Raw genomic sequence first — 18580 nt, forward strand, 5'->3', positions numbered from 1 at the left:
CATCTGTGAGCATCAGTCGGGGCATGGCAAGCTCGCAGTTTGTTGGTGTCGGAACCTGTATTCTGTGAGTTTGCCCCTATCCTGCCAATGCTATCCCTCAAAACGTCAACAGGCCCTAGTCATTTCGGTATGCTTTATTAGGTAGTCGTCTTGATGGTTTTTTCGATGCAAGGCGTGAGAACGGCGATTGAACTGTAATACTGCTTCCTTAGCTAACATTGAGGTTTGCACAGTACGCCGCACTGACCTGCCATTGCTAGAAGGAGATGTTCAATGTCAATTCGCAATTTAGATGCGTTGTTTTCTCCCACCACGATCGCTTTGATTGGTGCCAGCAATCGCCCAGGCTCAGTAGGTGCTGTGCTGGCGCGCAACTTGTTTGATGCCGGATTCGAAGGGCCGATCCTGACCGTAAACCCAAGAGAGCGGGCTATCCGCTCGGCTCTCAACTACCACTCGGTAAGTGAGCTGCCGTTAGCGCCTGACTTGGCCATTATTGCGACGCCACCAGATACGGTTCCTGGGCTTATTCGCGAGCTCGGGGAGTGTGGCTGCCGGGCTGCAGTGGTGATTACCGCTGGCTTCGGTGAGGGTGAGCATGCCGATGGCCAAGTGCTCAAACAGGCGATGCTCGATGCGGCAAAGCCTTACTTGATGCGTATTGTTGGCCCTAATTGCTTGGGGGTCTTGGCACCGCACCGGGGGATCAATGCCAGCTTTGCGCATATCATGCCCCAAAAGGGGAATGTTGCCTTCGTGACGCAGTCTGGCGCGGTAGCCACTTCTATTCTCGATTGGGCGTCAGCGCGGGGGATCGGCTTTTCGCATGTGGTGTCCCTCGGTTCGATGAGCGATGTCGATTTTGGCGATATGCTCGACTACTTAGCTCTCGACCCCAAGACGCATTCCATTCTGCTTTATGTTGAGGCCATTACTGAGGCACGAAAATTCCTATCCGCAGCTCGCAAGGCCTCTCGTAATAAACCTGTGGTGGTGGTCAAGGCAGGGCGCAGCGACGCTGGCGCTAAAGCCGCGCTGTCACATACCGGGGCGCTGGCGGGTGCTGATGCCGTTTACGATGCAGCATTTCGGCGTGCAGGTATGCTGCGGGTCAATACACTTGATGAACTATTTCAAGCCGCAGGCACTCTGGCCACCGGTATCCACGTTAAAGGCGACCGGCTAGCTATTCTCACCAACGGAGGAGGAATTGGTGTGCTGGCAGTTGATGAACTGGCCGAGATGCAGGGGCGCTTGGCCGAGCTTTCTGAAGCGACACTTGCGCGTTTGGATAGTGTGCTGCCATCCACGTGGTCGCATGCCAATCCCGTCGATATCCTCGGTGATGCGCCAGGGGAGCGCTACACAAGTGCACTTGAAGCCTTACTCAATGAGAAGGAAGCGGATGCGATTCTTGTTATGAACTGCCCCACAGCGGTCGCAGATAGCCTGGACGCCGCCCAAGCGGTGGTTGATACCCTGGGGTCAAAACGCCCGGCAGTTCTTACCTGTTGGCTGGGAGAAGGGGCGCCAGCTAAGGCCCGCCGTTTGTTTGCTGCACAAAAAATTCCAACCTACGAAACGCCTGAGCAGGCCATCCGGGCCTTCTGGCACTTATCCAGCTACTGGAGAAACCAGCAAACGTTGATGGAAACGCCACCACCCATTTCCACTGGCGGTACCATCGATAAAGCCAGCGCGAACGCCATTATTGACCAAGTCCTTAAAGATGAGCGCAACGTGCTAACCGAGCCAGAGGCCTCGGCAATATTGTCAGCTTATGGGATTCCAACCGTCCCTGCCATCGCTGTGCATACACCGGAAGAGGCGAGTGAAGCAGCAAAGCAGTTGGGCTTCCCGGTCGTGTTGAAGATCCTCTCGCGTGATATCTCGCATAAGTCTGATAGCGGCGGAGTGCAGTTGAACCTGGCCTCGCCCGGTGCGGTGGCACAGGCGGCCGAAGATATGCTGGCGACGATTCACCAAGTGGCGCCTGAGGCGCGGTTAGATGGTTTTAATGTACAGCCGATGATTCGTCGCCCTGGGGCGCATGAGCTGATTTTAGGTGTCGCGGAAGATAGCGTTTTCGGGCCGATTATTATGTTTGGCCAGGGAGGCACGGCAGTAGAGCTAATCGGTGACCGGGTGGTGGGTCTCCCGCCACTCAACCCGCTGCTAGCACAAGAAATGATCCAGGCGACACGTATCTCACGTTTGCTGCGCGGCTACCGTGACCGTCCTGCGGCCGACTTGGAGGCAATTTCTCTCACCCTCATTAAACTGTCACAGTTGATCAGCGATCTGGATCGCGTGGTTGAACTGGATATCAATCCGCTACTGGCCGATGCCAGCGGAGTGATTGCCTTGGATGCGCGCATCGTGGTCAAGGCCGACCGTGAACAGCGGCCTCCGTTTGCTATCCGCCCATATCCGCAGCAACTTGAGCAAACTATCGAAACACGCAATGGGCAATGTTATTCACTGCGCCCCATTCGACCCGAAGATGAAGGTTCGCTGGTGGAAATGCTTCGTCATTCCACGTCCGATGATGTGCGGCTACGCTTCTTTGCCGCCATCCGGCGGTTCGACCATGCCTTCGCCGCCCGGCTGACTCAGATCGACTATGATCGGGAAATGGCGTTTATTGCGATGCCGCCAGATAAACAGGAAATCGTGGGTGTTGTCCGCTTATCTGCCGATCCCGACAAAGAAAAGGCGGAGTTTGCGATCATGGTGCGTAGTGACATGAAGGGAACCGGGCTTGGCTATCGGCTTATGCAACAAATGATCGATTATGCCCGTGAAAGTGGTCTTCAGCAGGTCTTTGCCGATGTTCTGCGAGAAAACCATGCCATGCGGGAAATGGCGAAAGAGTTTGGCTTCGTGGTTCAGCCAGCCAATGATGAGACGGATACCGTCATGGTCGTGCTTAATCTGTAACGCCACTACCTCATTAACTGGGGTGTAGAGAAGATTCCCGCGTTAGCGCCAAGCAATCAGTACCGCAAGTACGCAAACGCCCCGCTGGATATGCCAGCGGGGCGTTTGCGTACTAGCGACTTAATCTTCTGTGGAAGTGTCAGATATCCCACCTATGCAAACCAAGTTGCCTAGCGTTTAAGGACGATTATCGAAGGTATTGCCAGGGCGCTTTGCTGTTGTATCGCGCGGGGTAGCCTGCGGCTGTGGCGGCGTCCGCTTTGCATCATTGCGACCACGAACATCTTTCCAAGCGTCCTTGGCTTTCTGTCTGTTTGCTGGCTTACGCAGCCAATTGACGACTGCCATTACGATCCATTTTCTCATGCGAACCTCCTGGTACCTAATTGCTTAGGGGCATATTCGTTATAGCATTGGTGTTAAGTCCAAGCCGTTCAAGACGGACTAGGGTATGTAACGATATTCGACGCGCCGCATTCCTCTGAGTTCCTAATTTTCTACTTCAATCTACATCAGGCTAAGTGTTCAGCCATCCATGTGCTATTTCACTATTCTCTATGCGGTCATGCCCTTAATCCTCCTTTTTTGCTCCTTAAGCGTAGCAGAGAACTCATTTGATACCTGTGTGGCTAACCAGCTTTATCGCTCTGTTTTATAGCTATCGACATGCGCTTCGGGAGAAAGTAAACTGACTTTGATTGAATATTGCACACAATGATCATTAACTCGACGATAGTCTAATATGCCCAGTACAACAATTCTAAACGCGCTGGTGAAAGGGCTGATGGCGGGGTACTGAGTGATTTGCAAACGTCTAAGAGGCTAGGGAGAAAATAATGGAGCTTATCAATAGTGTACCTGCGGTCATTAGGTTGCATCATCATGACAATGTTGGCGTGGCGAGCAGGGCTGTTCCGAAGGGCTACCCCATTGACGATGAGCAGCATACTGCCCATGAGAATATTGATGCTGGTCATAAGGTTGCGTTAACGGTCATTGAGCCAGAACAGCCCATCTTCAAATATGGTCAAATTATTGGGCTGGCAACGCGGCGTATCGAGGCCGGTGAGCATGTGCATACGCACAATATTATTATGTTGGAACGTGATGCATCACTTGAGCATTTCAAGCCAGCGCCAAGGACATCGGTGACTGACAGCCAGCGCTCCTTTAATGGCTACCATCGTGCAAATGGCCAAGTAGGTACCCGCAACTATATTGGCATTCTTTCCACCGTGAACTGTTCGGCCACAGTCTCGAAAGTCGTTGCCGAGCGTCTCAATGCCAGCGGTGAGTTTGAGGCATTAGGCTTTGATGGCGTCGTGCCGGTCACCCATGGTTCAGGCTGCGCAATGAATACGGAGTCTGAGGGGTTTGCATTCCTTGAACGGGTATTGAATGGCTATGCGATCAATCCGAATTTTGCTTTTGTGCTTATTATTGGTTTAGGTTGCGAAGCTAATCAGGTTAAGCAACTGGTTGAAAAGTATGGACTGACCGATACATCAAGAATATTTTACTTTAATATTCAGAGCGCTGGCGGTACCCGAGCGAGCATTGAGAAGGCGTCGGAAAAAATCCGTCAAATGTCGAATGACTACCGTGATGCCGAGAGACGCCCGGCCCCGTTGAGCCACCTTACCGTGGCACTGCAGTGTGGTGGGTCAGATGGTTATTCTGGCATTACCGCCAACCCCGCTCTGGGACATGCGGCTGATCTTATCGTCCAACATGGCGGTAGCGTTATATTGAGTGAAACGCCTGAAATCTATGGCGCCGAGCATTTGCTGCTAGATAGAGCTATCAATGAAGACGTGGCGCGTAAGCTGCTTGAAAGGATCGAGTGGTGGAAGCACTACACGCAGATCAATGGGGCTGAATTAAACAATAATCCTTCGCCGGGAAATAAAGCAGGGGGCTTGTCCACCATTCTTGAAAAATCGCTGGGCGCCGTGGCTAAGAGTGGTTCTTCGAGCCTTAATGACGTGCTTGAGTATGCCCAGCCGTTGAAAGAGCCAGGTTTTAATTTTATGGATAGCCCCGGCTATGATCCGGTATCCGTCACGGGTCAGATTGCTTCAGGCGCAACCGTTGTGTGTTTTACCACGGGGCGCGGCTCTGTCTCCGGGTTTAAGCCCGCGCCGTGTATTAAGCTGGCCACCAATACGCAGATGTATGAAAGTATTCTCGAAGATATGGATATTAACTGTGGCACCATTGTGGATGGTACCGCCACAGTAGAAGAAGTGGGCGAGCATATTTTTGAGAAGATCATTTCGATTGCCTCGGGCGAGCAGAGTGCCAGTGAATCGTTGGGTTATGGTAACAATGAATTTGTGCCGTGGATGGTGGGTGCCGTTACTTAACAGCCCTATATAGCCCTTAACTAACACCTATGTAATGAGTGGCTTGAATGTCGCAGTCGTTAAAAGACCAGCTTTACGAGGCGCTTAAGCGAAGTATCAACAGTGGCCACCTTGAGTCAGGTTTAGTGCTACTCGAAGGCAATATTGCAGAAATATTCGGAATGAGCCGCTCTCCTGTTCGTCAGACGTTAGGACGACTGTATGATGAACAGTTAATTTGCCGTTTCGATGGCCGTGGTTACTTGGTGGGGGCAACAGCCGTTGAGCCTATCAGGCGGAATCTAACCACGGCCGATTTCAGTGCGTTGGGAGAGGATGCCAAGATTGAGCGCACGGACACTTGGCGCGCCATAGCCGATGTTGTGGAACATGATGTTGTCTTGAGTTCGATGAAGGGCAGGTTTGAACTCAACGAGCTCCAACTGGCAAGAAAATACAGTGTCAGCCGTACGATTACGCATCGAATTCTACTCTATCTGCAGTCCATTGGGGTGGTTGAAAAAGTGAAGTACACCAGTTGGTCCATTGTGCCGCTGGACAATGATCGACTGCATAACCTTTATGAAGCGCGTAGGCAGTTGGAGCCCTTTATGATTGCCAGGGCTACGCAGAGTATGCCCGAGCAACAAATCTCCCATTTCATTGAGAAGTTAGAGCAGACAGCGGCGAAATATCCTAATGTCGAAGGCGCGACACTGGATGAACTTGAAAGCGACCTGCACTACAGAACCGTGAGCATGGGGGGCAATCAAGAAATTTTTAACATGCTAAGACGCACTCATCCTGTCCTGCTTATGAGCAAGCACCTGCTGGGCTCGAGCATGGCACTGCCAGACAAAGATCCGTTCTTTCATGACCATCTAAAAATCTTCGACAGAATGCGTCATAAAGAGGGCGAGCAAGCTAGCCAAGCGCTCTCTGCTCACTTGGCAGGCTCCGAAGCCAAGGTTCAAGAGCGTCTTAGCGATTTTCGTGACCACGGCGTTCTCGACATTCCCGATTACTTGCGTTAACGATAAAGGTAGTTTGCGTCGTTAATCGAGGGGCATTTCGTTTCGGCGTCTGAGTTCTCGAATCAAGGCGCTATGGTCGAGCTCTCCGTCGCCATGGGCAACAAGGTCCGTGAACAAGCTATTCACCAGCGATGTTACGGGCAGGTCAAGCGACAGCTCTTTGGCGAGCGCAATGGCCGTTTGGGTATCTTTGAGTTGCCATTTGGCGGGGCCACCCGGTGCGAAGTCATTGGCAATCATACGGGGGGCATGAGCGCGCAGTACGGTGGAGTCCGCAAAACCACCTAACAGTGCCTCGCGAACTTTAGCGGGATCAGCGCCGCCGCGCTCTGCAAGAAGCACCGCCTCTGAGACAGTGGCGATCGTATTGGCGACGATTAATTGATTGGCTAACTTCGCTAGCTGCCCGGTACCCGCCGGGCCAACATGAACCGGGTTGCCCATTACCTGAAGTAGGGTACTTGTGCGCTCGAATGTGGCCACTTCACCGCCGACCATAATCGCCAAATTACCCGCTTGAGCACCTTTTTCGCCTCCTGATACGGGGGCATCCAGATAACCAATCCCGCGCTCAGCCGCGGCCTTGGCCTGCTGCTGTGCAGTCTCAACCGGGATCGAACTCATCACTACCAGCGTGCTGTGCGGCTTCATGGCTGCTAATAGACCGTTGGGGCCCAGGATCACCTCATCGCAGACAGGCCCTGAACTGAGCATGACCACCACAACGTCTGCTTGCTCAGCCGCCTGCTGGAAAGTCTCGCTTACCTCTATGCCCAGTGAGGTAAGAGCGTGCGCTTTATCCGGGGTGCGATTCCATACGCGCATCTGATGGCCTGCTTTGGCGAGATTGGCGGCCATCGGCCCACCCATAATGCCTGTGCCAATAAAGCCTATTGTTGTTGGTTCGCTCATGATAGATGCCTCACTGCTCTGGTCTTACGATGATCAATTATTTGCCGCAGCTATCTTTAATAACGGCCCTTTAGTGATGAGTCATCAATAGCCTTTTGTAGCTCAGTCACCACATCGTCCGGCAGCGGAATACCTTGTTCCAAGTACTTATCTCGACGACTAAGCCCGGCTTGTCCAGGCATTCGCACCGGATGCTGTGGGTTGACCGGCTTGGAGCTCAGGCATGCTTCGATTAAATGATCTGTTTCATCAAGGAAAGCACTCTGCCCCGAGAAAAGGGTGGGGTCGATCACCATGACTGTCACCGAGGCCCCCCAGCCAGTGGGCGCATCTTTACGACCAAACCCGCCTAAAGCGGAGGTCAGTGCTTCCACCATCAACCCCATCGCAAAACCTTTATGACCGAACTCCTGGCCGCCGAGCGGCAGGATGCTACCTTGCGGGTCGCTAAAGAAGTCCGCTGGGTCGTCGCTGGCAACACCGGTATTCGTCAGGATGACGGGATGCGCCATTTTGGTTTTCTCAGCATGTGCTTTTCCTACGCTGCCGTTAGTGACGGTCGACATGCTGACGTCCATCATGATCGGTTGGACGCGACTGGGGATGCCCATTGCAATAGGATTCGGTGTGTAAACTGGCGAAACGCCTCCATATGGAGCGACCGATTTCACCGCTGGATCCGAGGTCATAATGATCGGCATCAACCCTTGCTCAACAAAAGGCTGTAAATACGAGGCCAAGCAGGCGATATGGTGCGAACGTTTTATGGTCACAATACCAATGCCAGACTCTCGTGCTGCATCAGCACTTCGCTCAAGCGCTTTTTGCACTAAGTAGGGGCCAAGAATATAGTGGCCATCAACAAGGGCAGCGACTGAGCTGATCTCTTTTGAGGTCATCGCGTTGTGGTCACCGCACGCATGCCCCGATTTCAAATCTCTTAAGTAACCATTAGCCAGTTTGACGCCATGGGTATGGTGCCCCAATAAATCGCCTTCAATAAGAATACTGCTGGTCGTCTCACTTACTTCACGTGAAGCGCCGGCCTCCATGAATAGGGTAACCAGTAACTCTTCCAACCAATTTTTTGTATAGCGTTTCATGAAATCCTCGGCGCTTTGTGCTGACTATTATGTTTGAATTTTTTGTAGGCCATGGTGATTAGCGGAGAGAGCCATAGCAAAATAACGAGGGCACCTAGACCTGCACTAATAGGGCGGGAAAAGAAGCTGAGTAGATCGCCATTGCTTTTTAGCATTGAGCTCATAAAACTGTTTTCCAATGTCGTGCCTAACACCAAGCCAAGAATCGCTGGCGCCATGGGAAAGTCACATCGGGCGAGAATTGAGGCGATAAAGCCGATCAGCAACATAATCCATACATCAGTAATCGAATTATTGATGGAGAAGGCGCCTACAATGCAGAAGCATAAGATGATCGGCATTAGGATTTTGCGGGGCGTTAAGATGAATACCTTGGCGGATTTTATCGCCGCATAGCCAATCGGTAGCATGATTAAATTGGCAAGAAAGAACACGATGAAAAGGGCATAGATCAAGCCGGTGCCATCCATGAAAATGGTGGGGCCAGGGTTCATGCCTTTCATATAGAGTACGCCGATAACAATGGCGGTTATCGAGTCACCTGGAATCCCGAATACCAAGGCCGGCACCCAAGCGCCGCTGATTCCCGAGTTATTGGCGGAGCTGGCATCGACAATGCCTTCAACATGACCGGTACCATAGCTCTGTTTCTGTTTAGAGCGGCCTTTGCCAACGGCATAAGAGATCCACGCCGCAATGTCAGCCCCCGCGCCGGGAAGTGCGCCAATCAGTGTTCCAATCGAGCTCCCTCTTATCATGTTCGGCCAATAAGCTTTTATATGCTTTGGTGCCTGCTTGAAAACGCTATCTTTGGATAAATAAGGCAGCTCTCTGCCCTCATTGCGTGAACCATAAAACAGCATTAGTTCGTTGAGTGCGAACATGCCGATCATTACCGGAATAAAGTTAACACCTCCCATTAAGTCTGGAATGCCGAAAGTGAAGCGGGGGGCGCCACTCATCATATCCAGACCAACCGTCGAGAGCAGTAAACCGATCATCAAAGAGAGAAATGCTTTAACCCTGGAGCCAATAGAAATAAAAATCGAGCAACTGAGCCCCAGTAGCGCCAGCCAGAAATATTCAAAAGAACTGAACTGGAGTGCCACTTCAGCTAATGAAGGTGAGACAAAGACCAGTATTAGTGTTCCGAATAGGCCGCCAAATACCGAACAGATCAAGTTCATTCCCAGCGTTTCTCGTGCTCGCCCTTTATGTGCTAACAGATGTGAATCGTTAACATAGGCAGCTGAGGAAGGGGTGCCGGGGATATTTAAATACGTAGCTGGGATATCACCAGCAAAGATAGCCATGGCCGATGTGGTAACAATGGCGGCGATAGCGGGGGTCGGATCCATGTAGAAGGTAATCGGTACCAAGAGTGCAACCGCCATTGTGGCGGTTAGCCCTGGCACCGCTCCCACGAACACACCAAATATGGCGGCCGCAAAGATAACCAGCATTGTTTCTACATTAAAGACGAGCTGCAGCCCTAACAGGAATGCTTCCATAATCTAACCCCAGAAATTCAGTAGCCCTTCAGGAAGGGGGATCAGCAGGTATCGCGAGAATAGGAAATAAATTGTGAGCGACGCGACGAAGGAGACCAGCAGTGCTAAAGGTAGGGAAGTTTTTCTCACCAGCATAAGCACGAACATAATGATGGCTAGGCAGAGGGCCGCACCAAGAAACTCGCTCGCGAATATATAAAAAATAATGAGTGCTATTGGGAGAAGTGAGACAAGCACGGAACGTAAGTCGAAGATATTCCCCACATTTGCATCGGTGCCTGACAGTTGACGTTTTAGCGTAGGTAGCTGCGTTGCCGAAAGTACCAGGCCCCCTATGAGAAACCCTCCCCCAATGAGGGAGGGAAACAGAGATGGACCATATTGAAGACTTGCCATCGTCGGGTACTGACTAGCGACAGTTAACACAACGGCGCCAAGCAGCATAAAGGCTAGTCCCAAGAGGAGATCTCTCATTGCTTAGCCCCTTATTGACTCAGCCCAACGTTCTTAACAATTTCTCCATACACCGCATCCATTTCGACCATCAGCTCACCAAACTCTTCGGCATTGCGCCACTCAGTACCAAAGCCTTGTTTAGCCATGAAGTCTTGATAGGTATCGCTGTTGTAAGCGGCCTCTAGCGCTTCCTCAAGGGTCGCTACGATTTCCTCATCCATACCCTTAGGGCCGGTGATGCCACGCCATTCACCGACGAGATAATCGCTTCCGATCGCTTCATTAATCGTAGGGACGTCGGGGAAGCTGTTAATACGCTCTGGTGCCATTACGCCAAGGCTTTTGGCACGCCCGGCTTCGATCATCGAACGACCTTCGGGAACAGAACTCGGCACAATATCGATACCACCGGCAGCGAGTTCCGTCATTGCTGGCGCCGCGCCCTGGCTGGGGATCCAGGTAACACGGTTGGCTTCAAGCCCCTGATCCATTAAGAAGCCTGCAAAGGCTAGGTGCCATACGCCACCTTGACCTGTACCTGAGGCTTTAAAGGTGCCCATGGGTTGCTCAGCAATAGCATCTACGAGTTCTTGGACTGAATCGTAAGGCGCATCGGCGGCTACTTGAATGCCGGCGTAATCAAAGTTGATCTGGCCGATTGGGGTGAAATCTTCATAAGTCAGGTCGGTCAGGCCTTGCCAGTGCATCATATTGAGCTCACCGGTAGCCAAGCCCAGGGTATAACCATCCGGTTTTGCACTCGCCATGGCACTGTGGCCGACAACACCGCTACCACCGGTACGGTTAACCACATTCACCGTTTGGCCCAATTGTTCTTCTAACGCAGCGGCAATAGTGCGCGCGGTCGCGTCTGTGCCGCCACCTGCGGCCCATGGAACGATGATAGTGATGGGTTTTTCAGGGTAGGCCGCCAGCACAGAGCTGGATGCGGTGAGTAGCAGTAGAGCAGTAATGCGCTTGAGCGATTTAGTTTTGGTGATCATTTTATGAGTCTCGGTTTTTGTGTATTTGTCGAGTGGCAAAACAAATCTAGCATTAACGACCATTGTGTTCAATAATCATATTTTGTAGACTTTAGTTCAATTTTGACGCGTATTTTCTGGCTTCATTGAGAAGAAATTGGTTGAAATGACGCCTAGCGTTATCTGTATGTGGCGTTGCATAAACAGGCTTGTCCGTAGGGCGAGAGTAAGTTATTACTTAAAAACACTAACAATTCCAAAGGTAAAGAAATGGCAATAATCAACTATGTCACTCAAATTCAATTTGATTTCGGTGCCGCCTCGTTGCTGCAGCAAGAGTGCGACCGTTTGGGCATTCGACACCCAATGGTGGTGACCGATGCGGGAGTGCGGGCCGCGGGTATTGTCGACCAAGTGCTAAAGCATTTAAGTGATCCTAATCCGGCCATTTATGATCAAACGCCTCCCAACCCCAATGAGGCCGCCGTGCGTCAAGCCGTTACGCAATACCGCGAGGGTGGTTTCGATGGCATCATTGCCATTGGTGGTGGCTCATCAATCGACCTGGCGAAAGGCGTGGCTATTTGCGGTACCCATGAAGGCTCTTTGAAATCCTTTGCGGTGGTTGAAGGAGGCTCAGAGCGAATTACCGCTGCCACGGCACCTGTTATCGCAATTCCAACGACAGCAGGCACCGGGAGTGAAGTAGGCCGCGGGGCGATTCTGATCCTGGAAGATGGGCGTAAAGTTGGCCTGTTATCACCCCACCTGGTACCTAAATCTGCTATTTGCGACCCTGAATTAACGTTAAGTCTGCCCGCTCAAATGACGGCAGCCACGGGGATGGACGCCTTATCCCATTGCCTTGAAACGTTCATGTCGGCGGCCTTTAATCCTCCTGCCGACGGCATCGCGTTGGATGGACTGCGCCGCGGCTGGCTGAATATTGAGAAGGCGACGCGCAACCCCGGTGATCGGGAAGCACGCATGAATATGATGAGTGCCTCAATGCAGGGGGCGATGGCTTTTCAGAAAGGATTAGGCTGCGTACATAGTTTGAGTCATTCGTTAGGCGGTATTAATCCGCGGCTCCACCACGGCACGCTTAACGCCATTTTCCTGCCAGCAGTGATCGAATTTAATTCCAGCTGTGAGTCTGTAAAGCATGAGCAAAAGCTCGAGCGCATTGCCCAGACGATGCAGCTCAGTAGCCCCGCTGATATTGGCCCGGCTATTACAGACATGACTAAGCGTCTCGATTTACCCATGAGGTTAGCGGAATTGGACGTGTCTGAAGCGTTATTCCCTCGAATCATTAAAGGCGCCTTGGCTGATCACACCCACAAAACGAACCCGCGCCTTGCGAGTGAACAGGATTATCAGTGGATGCTTGAGCAATCCCTCTAAATCGATCACTGGCGAAACAGGAGCAGAAAATGGAACTAGGTATTATAGGTCGTTGGGCACTGGTGTGTGCTGCAAGCAAGGGTCTTGGAAAGGGGTGTGCCGAGGCGTTGGTAATGGAGGGAGTGAATGTGGTTATCAACGCACGCTCCTCCGAGTTACTGGAAAAGACGGCGGTGCATTTACGGCAAATGAACCCTGATGTGACGGTGCTCACTGTGGCGGGGGATATTTCACAAGAAACGACACGTCAAGCGGTGCTAGCCGCTTGTCCGCAAATAGATATCTTGGTGAATAATGCCGGTGGCCCTCCACCAGGAGACTTCCGAGATTGGTCACGACAGGACTGGTTAGACGCTGTCGATGTCAATATGGTCACGCCTATTGAGCTCATCAAGGCAACGGTAGACGCCATGGCGGAACGGGGCTTTGGCCGGGTGATTAATATCACCTCAGCAGCCGTTAAAGCACCCATCGATATTTTGGGGCTATCCAATGGTGCCCGCAGCGGGTTGACGGGCTTTATCGCGGGCTTGGCTCGTCAACCGCAGCTTGCTGGTCGCAACGTAACGATCAATAACTTGTTACCAGGCTCTTTTGATACTGATCGATTAAAGAGCACTCATCAAAACGTCGCAAAATCCTCCAACCAGGAATACGAAAGCGTTCGGGATTCCTTTCGCCAAAAAGTTCCTGCGCAGCGTTTCGGCACGGCGGAAGAGTTTGGCGCCTTCTGTGCGTTTCTGTGTAGCGCTCAGGCCGGTTATATGACCGGACAAAATATACTGTTGGATGGTGGCAGTTACCCAGGAACGTATTGAGCAACACGTGTGGTGAATAGCGCAATCCAATAACATCGACGTGGCGAGCTTCTTTAAAGTGTAATCGGCACGTCGATGTTGCGCCTGCTCTTAATTAGTAGCCTTCCAATGTCGACTCGCCGAATGAGGCGGTTTACAGATCTTGCTTATTTCGCAACATGCTGGCGTCGTAAAGCCGAGGCACATACTGGTCGTTGCCCAGTGTGTTTTCAGCTTGCTTCAATACCTCGCGTAAGGCAGGCAGCATCATGCTCTCGAAACCAGATGCCGTGATCGTTTCGCTTAAATAACCCATGTCCTTACCGGCATTGCCCAAACTAAAGCGCAAGCGCGTTTCATCTGCTTCAAGCACCCAGGGCATCACAGCGTTAAACATGGCGCTATTGGCGCCGCCTTGTGAACACACTTCAAATAATTTTTGCTGATCAACCTCCATGTTGGCCGCCATCGCCGCGGCTTCTGCCGCCAGGGCAGCGGCGCCAAGCGAGAGATAGTTGTTGATCAGTTTGAGTTTGTGGGCTGAACCAAGCTCACCGATATGAAAGATATTTTCAGCGAATGACTCTATGGCTGGCCAGGCCTGATCGACTACTTTTTTGCTACCTCCCACCATGACATTCAGCCGTCCTTCGCGGGCCTCCTTTGGTGTTCTTGCTAATGGGGCGTCCAACAGGTGGCATCCTGCGGCTTCGATATTCGCGGATAACCGTTGTGTCGATTGAGGTAGCGATGTCGAGCAATCGACGATAATCAAACCAGGATTCGCGCCAGCAAGAAGACCCTCAGAACCCAGAGTGATGTTTTCCATTTGCTCACTGGTACTGACACAGACAAAAACTAAATCACTGCGTGAGGCAACTTCGGCAGGTGTCCCTACCTCGTTTGCTCCTAACTGACATAGCGCTTCGATAGGGGCACGATTTCGATGCGCCATGATAGTCAAAGAAAAATTATGTTTAATAAGGTTTGTGGCCATACCCTGGCCCATCAAGCCAAGTCCTATAAAGCCTATATTTAGCATTTTCTTACTCCCTTTTATAAGGTTGTTAGGGTGGCAATAAGAGTAAAAAGAGAAGGGGGTTGTGCATCGCTATGAATTCAGGTTACACCCTCTTAGGCAAGCCAGCATCTCTCTTTGATTTTGTTCGTTCTGCATCGTAACTACTAGTAAAGAGAATACGATGATGGTGTGCCACTATGGTGATGGCAAATTTAACTCGCTAGCACCAAAGGGTAGTGATAAATAGTACTTTCCGTTAAGCTCCTCAGCAATTTTTACCATTGTCTGCGTTGAGGTGTGTGTATGTGTAGCCCTCTAAGGCTGTCTGCAATAGCACTATCAGTACTCATGATAGCGGGTTGTTCAGACCCCAAAATTGACACAAGCTCCATGCCCGCGTCAGTCGTCTCGGTCGAAAAAGTGCGCAACTCGCTGCCTACTTATAAGCGCGACGATTTTGATCAAGGGCTCATCATTATTTCGACGTCATCGACATTTAACAGCATTGATATTCTTAACCCAAACCGTATGAACGCGGCAGAGATAGCTGAATCAGCCAATGTGCAAATGCATGGATTGACTGGCGATCAGGTTATTCAGCGCGCCGATCAAATACTTCGCGAGCGCCGGTCACGAGAGCGTGAGCAGGCAATTCGCACGTTAACACGATTAGAAGAGAAGCAGGCTAAGGCGAAAAGCGACCAGCAGCAGTTAGCGCGTTTCAGTATTGATAATGCTCGCTATTACATGGGCAAGAGCCCTTATGGGGCTCCTGAGCCAGTGATTGATCTTGAAGTGACGAATAACACTGATAAGGTCGTTTCCGAGCTGTCTTTAAGAGGAATCGTTACCAGTCCTGACCGCTCACAGCCTTGGGTCGATGAGCAATTCTACTACGTTGTACCGGGGGGGATTGAGCCGGGAGAGACGCTGGCCTGGAGTCTTGCGCCTAATCGTTTTGGCCCCTGGGGAGAACCTCAAATACCAAGTAATGCAGAACTGACAGTTAGATTGGAAGGCCTGCGAGGAGCTGATGAGCAGCCATTATGGGACTCCCTAGCGCTGAGCGAAAGCGAAGTTACCAAGCTAGAGCGTCTTCGGACAGAGTATGGCGGTGTGGCGTTATCGAACGTGGAATAAGCATCGTGTGGAATACATAAGGGAGGCTGTACTATAAAACGCCCTAACGTTTGGCTGTTAGGGCGCATGTGTACTAGCGGTTACCCGCTATTTGAAATTATTTACTCTTTGGCTTCATGATCCGCCAACGCAGCCACTATGGCTTCTTCCCACTGTCCTTCCGTTAGCCCCCAATGTTCCATTTCTGCTTGGTCGGGACTGCCTTCGGCGGCATCGCGTAATTTATCGACGCTACTGCTTTCATAGCAGTGTTTGGCGAAATCCTTTGTTTTTACATCTTGTAACTGATTAATCATCGACATGTGAGTTCCTTTCAGTAGTGATTAGGGCAATAGTGACTGGTGCATTGCCCACGCTAAGTGTAGCTAATCAGGCCACTTATTTCTGGAATGGTTCCTGTTGTCTGGGGCTGATCGCGCCTGTAGCACACATCCGCCACCTAATCGTCAGCTGTGGTGCGGTGTTGCGGTTTATTTTAGTACGTAGCAGGGTGTGTAATGCTGACCATCTAGCTTCATGCGACCTTGTGCCACAAATGAGGTCAATAGTTCATCCAAGCGCTGCATCAGTTCAGGCTCAGCCGTCAGCACAAAGGGACCATGGGCTTCAATGGCGCGAATACCGTCTTCTTTAACATTGCCAGCTACAATCCCGGAGAACGCCCGGCGCAGGTTAGCGGCTAGCTCATGAGTTGGTTGTAAGCGGTGAAGCGCTAGCGATCGCATCGCTTCATGGGTCGGTTGAAACGTTGCCTGAAAATCGCGTGCAATGGTTAACCGCCAGTTGTAGTAGAACGCATCCTGGTGTGTGCGCCTAAATTCAGCAATTTCGTCGATGCCATGGCGCATGGTGCGAGCAACCGCCACCGGGTCGCCTGTAATAATCGTGTAGTAGCGACGAATTTCTTCACCGAGCGTATAGACCAGGAATTCATCGATTTTCTGAAAGTAGGCGGCAGAATCGGCAGGGCCAGTAAAAATTAACGGGAATGGGATATCTTTATTGCTTGGGTGCAGCAAAATACCCAATAAATAGAGGATCTCTTCCGCGGTCCCGACACCGCCTGGAAAGACGACAATGCCATGTCCTAGACGCACAAAAGCTTCCAGTCGTTTCTCAATATCGGGCATGACGACCAATTCATTAACTATCGGATTGGGCGCTTCTGCGGCGATTATGCCCGGTTCTGAAATGCCTAAATAACGGCTTTCTTTACGGCGCTGTTTTGCATGGGCGACATTTGCGCCTTTCATGGGGCCTTTCATAGCGCCTGGCCCACAGCCGGTACAAATATCTAAACCACGCAGACCTAAGTGGTAGCCGACGTCCTTGGTATACTCATACTCTTCACGAGAAATAGAGTGACCGCCCCAGCAGACCACTAGGCTAGGGTCGCGGCCAGGTTTCAACGTGCCCGCTTTGCGCAGAATATGGAAGACCGCATTGGTAGTGCCTTCGCCAGTGCTAAGGTCAAAGCGGTTGTGATGTTGAATTTCGTTATAAACGTAAACGATATCGCGAATGATTGAGGAGAGATGTTCGCGGATGCCGCGGATCATACGGCCATCCACGAACGCTTCCGCTGGCGCGTTAGTCAGCTTTAAGCGAATGCCACGATCTTGTTGCAATACTTCAATGTCAAAATCTTTATAGGCTTCTAAAATCGCCAGACTGTCGTCACTTGGGTTACCACAATTTAAAACCGCCAGTGCGCAACGCCGAAGTAAATCATGAAGGCCACTTTGAGAGGTTTTATGTAGGCGATTAACTTCATGCTGAGAAAGTACTTCCAGGCTTCCTTCTGGGGAAATGATACTGGAAAGGGTGGCGCGGGGTTGAGCAGGTGCGGTCATTAGTGGGGCTGTCCCTAGTCGTTTGAGTGCTATTGGCAGTTTACCATGCCCAGGCAGCCGGTACAGCGGCGCAACGGCTACCCAGGCCGCTGTGCTACTATGAACCCTGTTTAAAAAGGATGGCTGCTAAAGACAATGGTTCTTTACTATGTTTAACGCTCAATATTTCCGTACGTTTATTACGTTAGTGGAAACAGGCAGTTTTACCCGTACCGCTCATCGCTTGGAAATGACGCAGCCCGGCGTAAGCCAGCATGTTCGCAAGCTAGAAAGCTACTTAAATAAAGAGCTGCTTGAGCGCAAGGGGCGCAGTTTTACGCTAACGGAAACGGGGCGGCGAGCTTATGATTATGCGTTGAAGCTGTTTGCTGAGCATGAACAGTTTCGTCATGGCTTAGATGACGACTCACTCGATAGTGGCGATTGCCGTATTGCATCACCTGGAAGCGTGGGTCTGATGTTTTATCCGTATATTTTGGGCCAGCAGCAAATGCACCCCAATTTAACGGTCAACTATAGTTTCGCTTTTAACCATGAAATTGTGAATGATCTGTTAGATGGCCGCTATGACATTGGCATTGTCACGGAGGCAATGAGTCACCCTGAACTTCATTGCTCTATTTGGCATCAGGAGCCTCTCTGTTTAGTGGTGCCCGCTGATTTTGCCGGTAGTACGCTGTCTGATTTGATGGGGATTGGCTTTCTCAATTATTACGACGGCATTAACCACGCTAATGCGCTATTACGGGCTAATTATCCGGATGAGTTTCGTTCAATGACGCACTTCCGCCATCAGGGCTTTACCAATGAAGTCAGCATGGTGCTGGATGCGGTCGCAAGGGGGCTTGGCTTTACCGTGGTATCGAGATTGGTGTTGGAGACGTCTCCTTGGCAGCGCCAAGTCAAAGCACTCAATCTGCCCAATGCGGTCAATGAAGTGCTTTATCTACTTCGCCGTCGCGACTCGGTACTGCCTAAACGCTACGAAAAGCTGTTAAACGGCTTTCACGCCCAGCGTGTGCAAGAAAAAACGCCCCTGATGCCATCGAACGGTTAAAGCAGCAGGGGCGTTTAAGTG

General features: G+C 51.2%; 16 protein-coding genes. 7 read left to right on the forward strand and 9 right to left on the reverse strand.

The genetic code is table 11. The features are described 5' to 3' along the window. Positions 1 to 273 precede the first annotated feature (273 nt). Positions 274 to 2940, forward strand: coding sequence for a bifunctional acetate--CoA ligase family protein/GNAT family N-acetyltransferase (locus HUO07_RS01375; protein ID WP_176302068.1), 2667 nt, complete (start codon positions 274 to 276; stop codon positions 2938 to 2940). 177 nt (positions 2941 to 3117) lie between these two features. On the opposite strand, the gene HUO07_RS01380 is transcribed toward HUO07_RS01375, so the two are convergent. After that, positions 3118 to 3306 carry a hypothetical protein gene (locus HUO07_RS01380; RefSeq protein WP_101147223.1) on the reverse strand — a complete coding sequence of 63 codons (189 nt, stop codon included), beginning with the start codon at positions 3304 to 3306 and terminating at the stop codon, positions 3118 to 3120. A 470-nt stretch (positions 3307 to 3776) separates the two neighbouring features. On the opposite strand from HUO07_RS01380, the gene HUO07_RS01385 reads away from it, so the two are divergent. After that, positions 3777 to 5306, forward strand: coding sequence for a UxaA family hydrolase (locus HUO07_RS01385; protein ID WP_176302069.1), 1530 nt, complete (start codon positions 3777 to 3779; stop codon positions 5304 to 5306). Between the two features lie 47 nt (positions 5307 to 5353). Next, positions 5354 to 6319, forward strand: a complete 966-nt coding sequence (locus HUO07_RS01390; RefSeq protein ID WP_101147225.1) for a GntR family transcriptional regulator — start codon at positions 5354 to 5356, stop codon at positions 6317 to 6319. A 21-nt stretch (positions 6320 to 6340) separates the two neighbouring features. On the opposite strand, the gene HUO07_RS01395 is transcribed toward HUO07_RS01390, so the two are convergent. From HUO07_RS01395 to HUO07_RS01415, 5 genes are read right to left on the reverse strand one after another with little or no spacing between them, the layout of a single operon-like run. After that, positions 6341 to 7231, reverse strand: a complete 891-nt coding sequence (locus HUO07_RS01395; protein WP_176302070.1) for an NAD(P)-dependent oxidoreductase — start codon at positions 7229 to 7231, stop codon at positions 6341 to 6343. 56 nt (positions 7232 to 7287) lie between these two features. Further along, positions 7288 to 8334: an Ldh family oxidoreductase gene (locus tag HUO07_RS01400; protein WP_176302071.1), complete on the reverse strand. Its 1047-nt coding sequence runs from the start codon at positions 8332 to 8334 to the stop codon at positions 7288 to 7290. Next, a complete protein-coding gene (locus tag HUO07_RS01405; protein WP_176302072.1) occupies positions 8331 to 9845 on the reverse strand; it encodes a tripartite tricarboxylate transporter permease in 1515 nt (504 codons plus the stop codon). The genes HUO07_RS01400 and HUO07_RS01405 overlap by 4 nt, the downstream gene beginning before the upstream one ends. A gap of 3 nt (positions 9846 to 9848) precedes the next feature. Continuing rightward, positions 9849 to 10319: a tripartite tricarboxylate transporter TctB family protein gene (locus HUO07_RS01410; protein ID WP_176302073.1), complete on the reverse strand. Its 471-nt coding sequence runs from the start codon at positions 10317 to 10319 to the stop codon at positions 9849 to 9851. A gap of 11 nt (positions 10320 to 10330) precedes the next feature. After that, positions 10331 to 11305 carry a tripartite tricarboxylate transporter substrate binding protein gene (locus tag HUO07_RS01415; RefSeq protein WP_176302074.1) on the reverse strand — a complete coding sequence of 325 codons (975 nt, stop codon included), beginning with the start codon at positions 11303 to 11305 and terminating at the stop codon, positions 10331 to 10333. Positions 11306 to 11554: 249 nt separating this feature from the next. Between HUO07_RS01415 and HUO07_RS01420 the strand changes: the two genes are divergently transcribed. Both HUO07_RS01420 and HUO07_RS01425 read left to right on the forward strand, forming a co-directional pair. Next, positions 11555 to 12691: an iron-containing alcohol dehydrogenase gene (locus HUO07_RS01420; protein ID WP_176302075.1), complete on the forward strand. Its 1137-nt coding sequence runs from the start codon at positions 11555 to 11557 to the stop codon at positions 12689 to 12691. A gap of 29 nt (positions 12692 to 12720) precedes the next feature. Further along, entirely contained in the window at positions 12721 to 13509 is a 789-nt protein-coding gene (locus HUO07_RS01425) for an SDR family oxidoreductase (RefSeq protein ID WP_176302076.1), read from the forward strand. A 133-nt stretch (positions 13510 to 13642) separates the two neighbouring features. On the opposite strand, the gene HUO07_RS01430 is transcribed toward HUO07_RS01425, so the two are convergent. Next, positions 13643 to 14530 (reverse strand): NAD(P)-dependent oxidoreductase, encoded by an 888-nt coding sequence (locus tag HUO07_RS01430; RefSeq protein WP_176302077.1) that lies wholly within the window; start codon positions 14528 to 14530, stop codon positions 13643 to 13645. Positions 14531 to 14812: 282 nt separating this feature from the next. On the opposite strand from HUO07_RS01430, the gene HUO07_RS01435 reads away from it, so the two are divergent. Then, positions 14813 to 15649 carry a DUF6694 family lipoprotein gene (locus tag HUO07_RS01435; protein WP_340162482.1) on the forward strand — a complete coding sequence of 279 codons (837 nt, stop codon included), beginning with the start codon at positions 14813 to 14815 and terminating at the stop codon, positions 15647 to 15649. A gap of 101 nt (positions 15650 to 15750) precedes the next feature. Here the strand turns inward: HUO07_RS01435 and HUO07_RS01440 are convergent, their stop codons facing one another. Both HUO07_RS01440 and ppnN read right to left on the reverse strand, forming a co-directional pair. After that, a complete protein-coding gene (locus HUO07_RS01440) occupies positions 15751 to 15951 on the reverse strand; it encodes a hypothetical protein (protein WP_008958028.1) in 201 nt (66 codons plus the stop codon). Between the two features lie 168 nt (positions 15952 to 16119). After that, positions 16120 to 17502 carry a nucleotide 5'-monophosphate nucleosidase PpnN gene (ppnN, locus tag HUO07_RS01445; RefSeq protein WP_176302079.1) on the reverse strand — a complete coding sequence of 461 codons (1383 nt, stop codon included), beginning with the start codon at positions 17500 to 17502 and terminating at the stop codon, positions 16120 to 16122. 148 nt (positions 17503 to 17650) lie between these two features. Here ppnN and HUO07_RS01450 point away from each other — a divergent pair, with 148 nt between their 5' ends. Further along, the gene (locus HUO07_RS01450; RefSeq protein ID WP_101147235.1) at positions 17651 to 18559 is read left to right on the forward strand and encodes a LysR family transcriptional regulator; all 909 of its coding nucleotides are present in this window, start codon (positions 17651 to 17653) and stop codon (positions 18557 to 18559) included. Positions 18560 to 18580 lie beyond the last annotated feature (21 nt).

The sequence above is a fragment of the Vreelandella maris genome, assembly GCF_013371085.1.
In the GTDB taxonomy this organism is placed as follows: domain Bacteria; phylum Pseudomonadota; class Gammaproteobacteria; order Pseudomonadales; family Halomonadaceae; genus Vreelandella; species Vreelandella maris.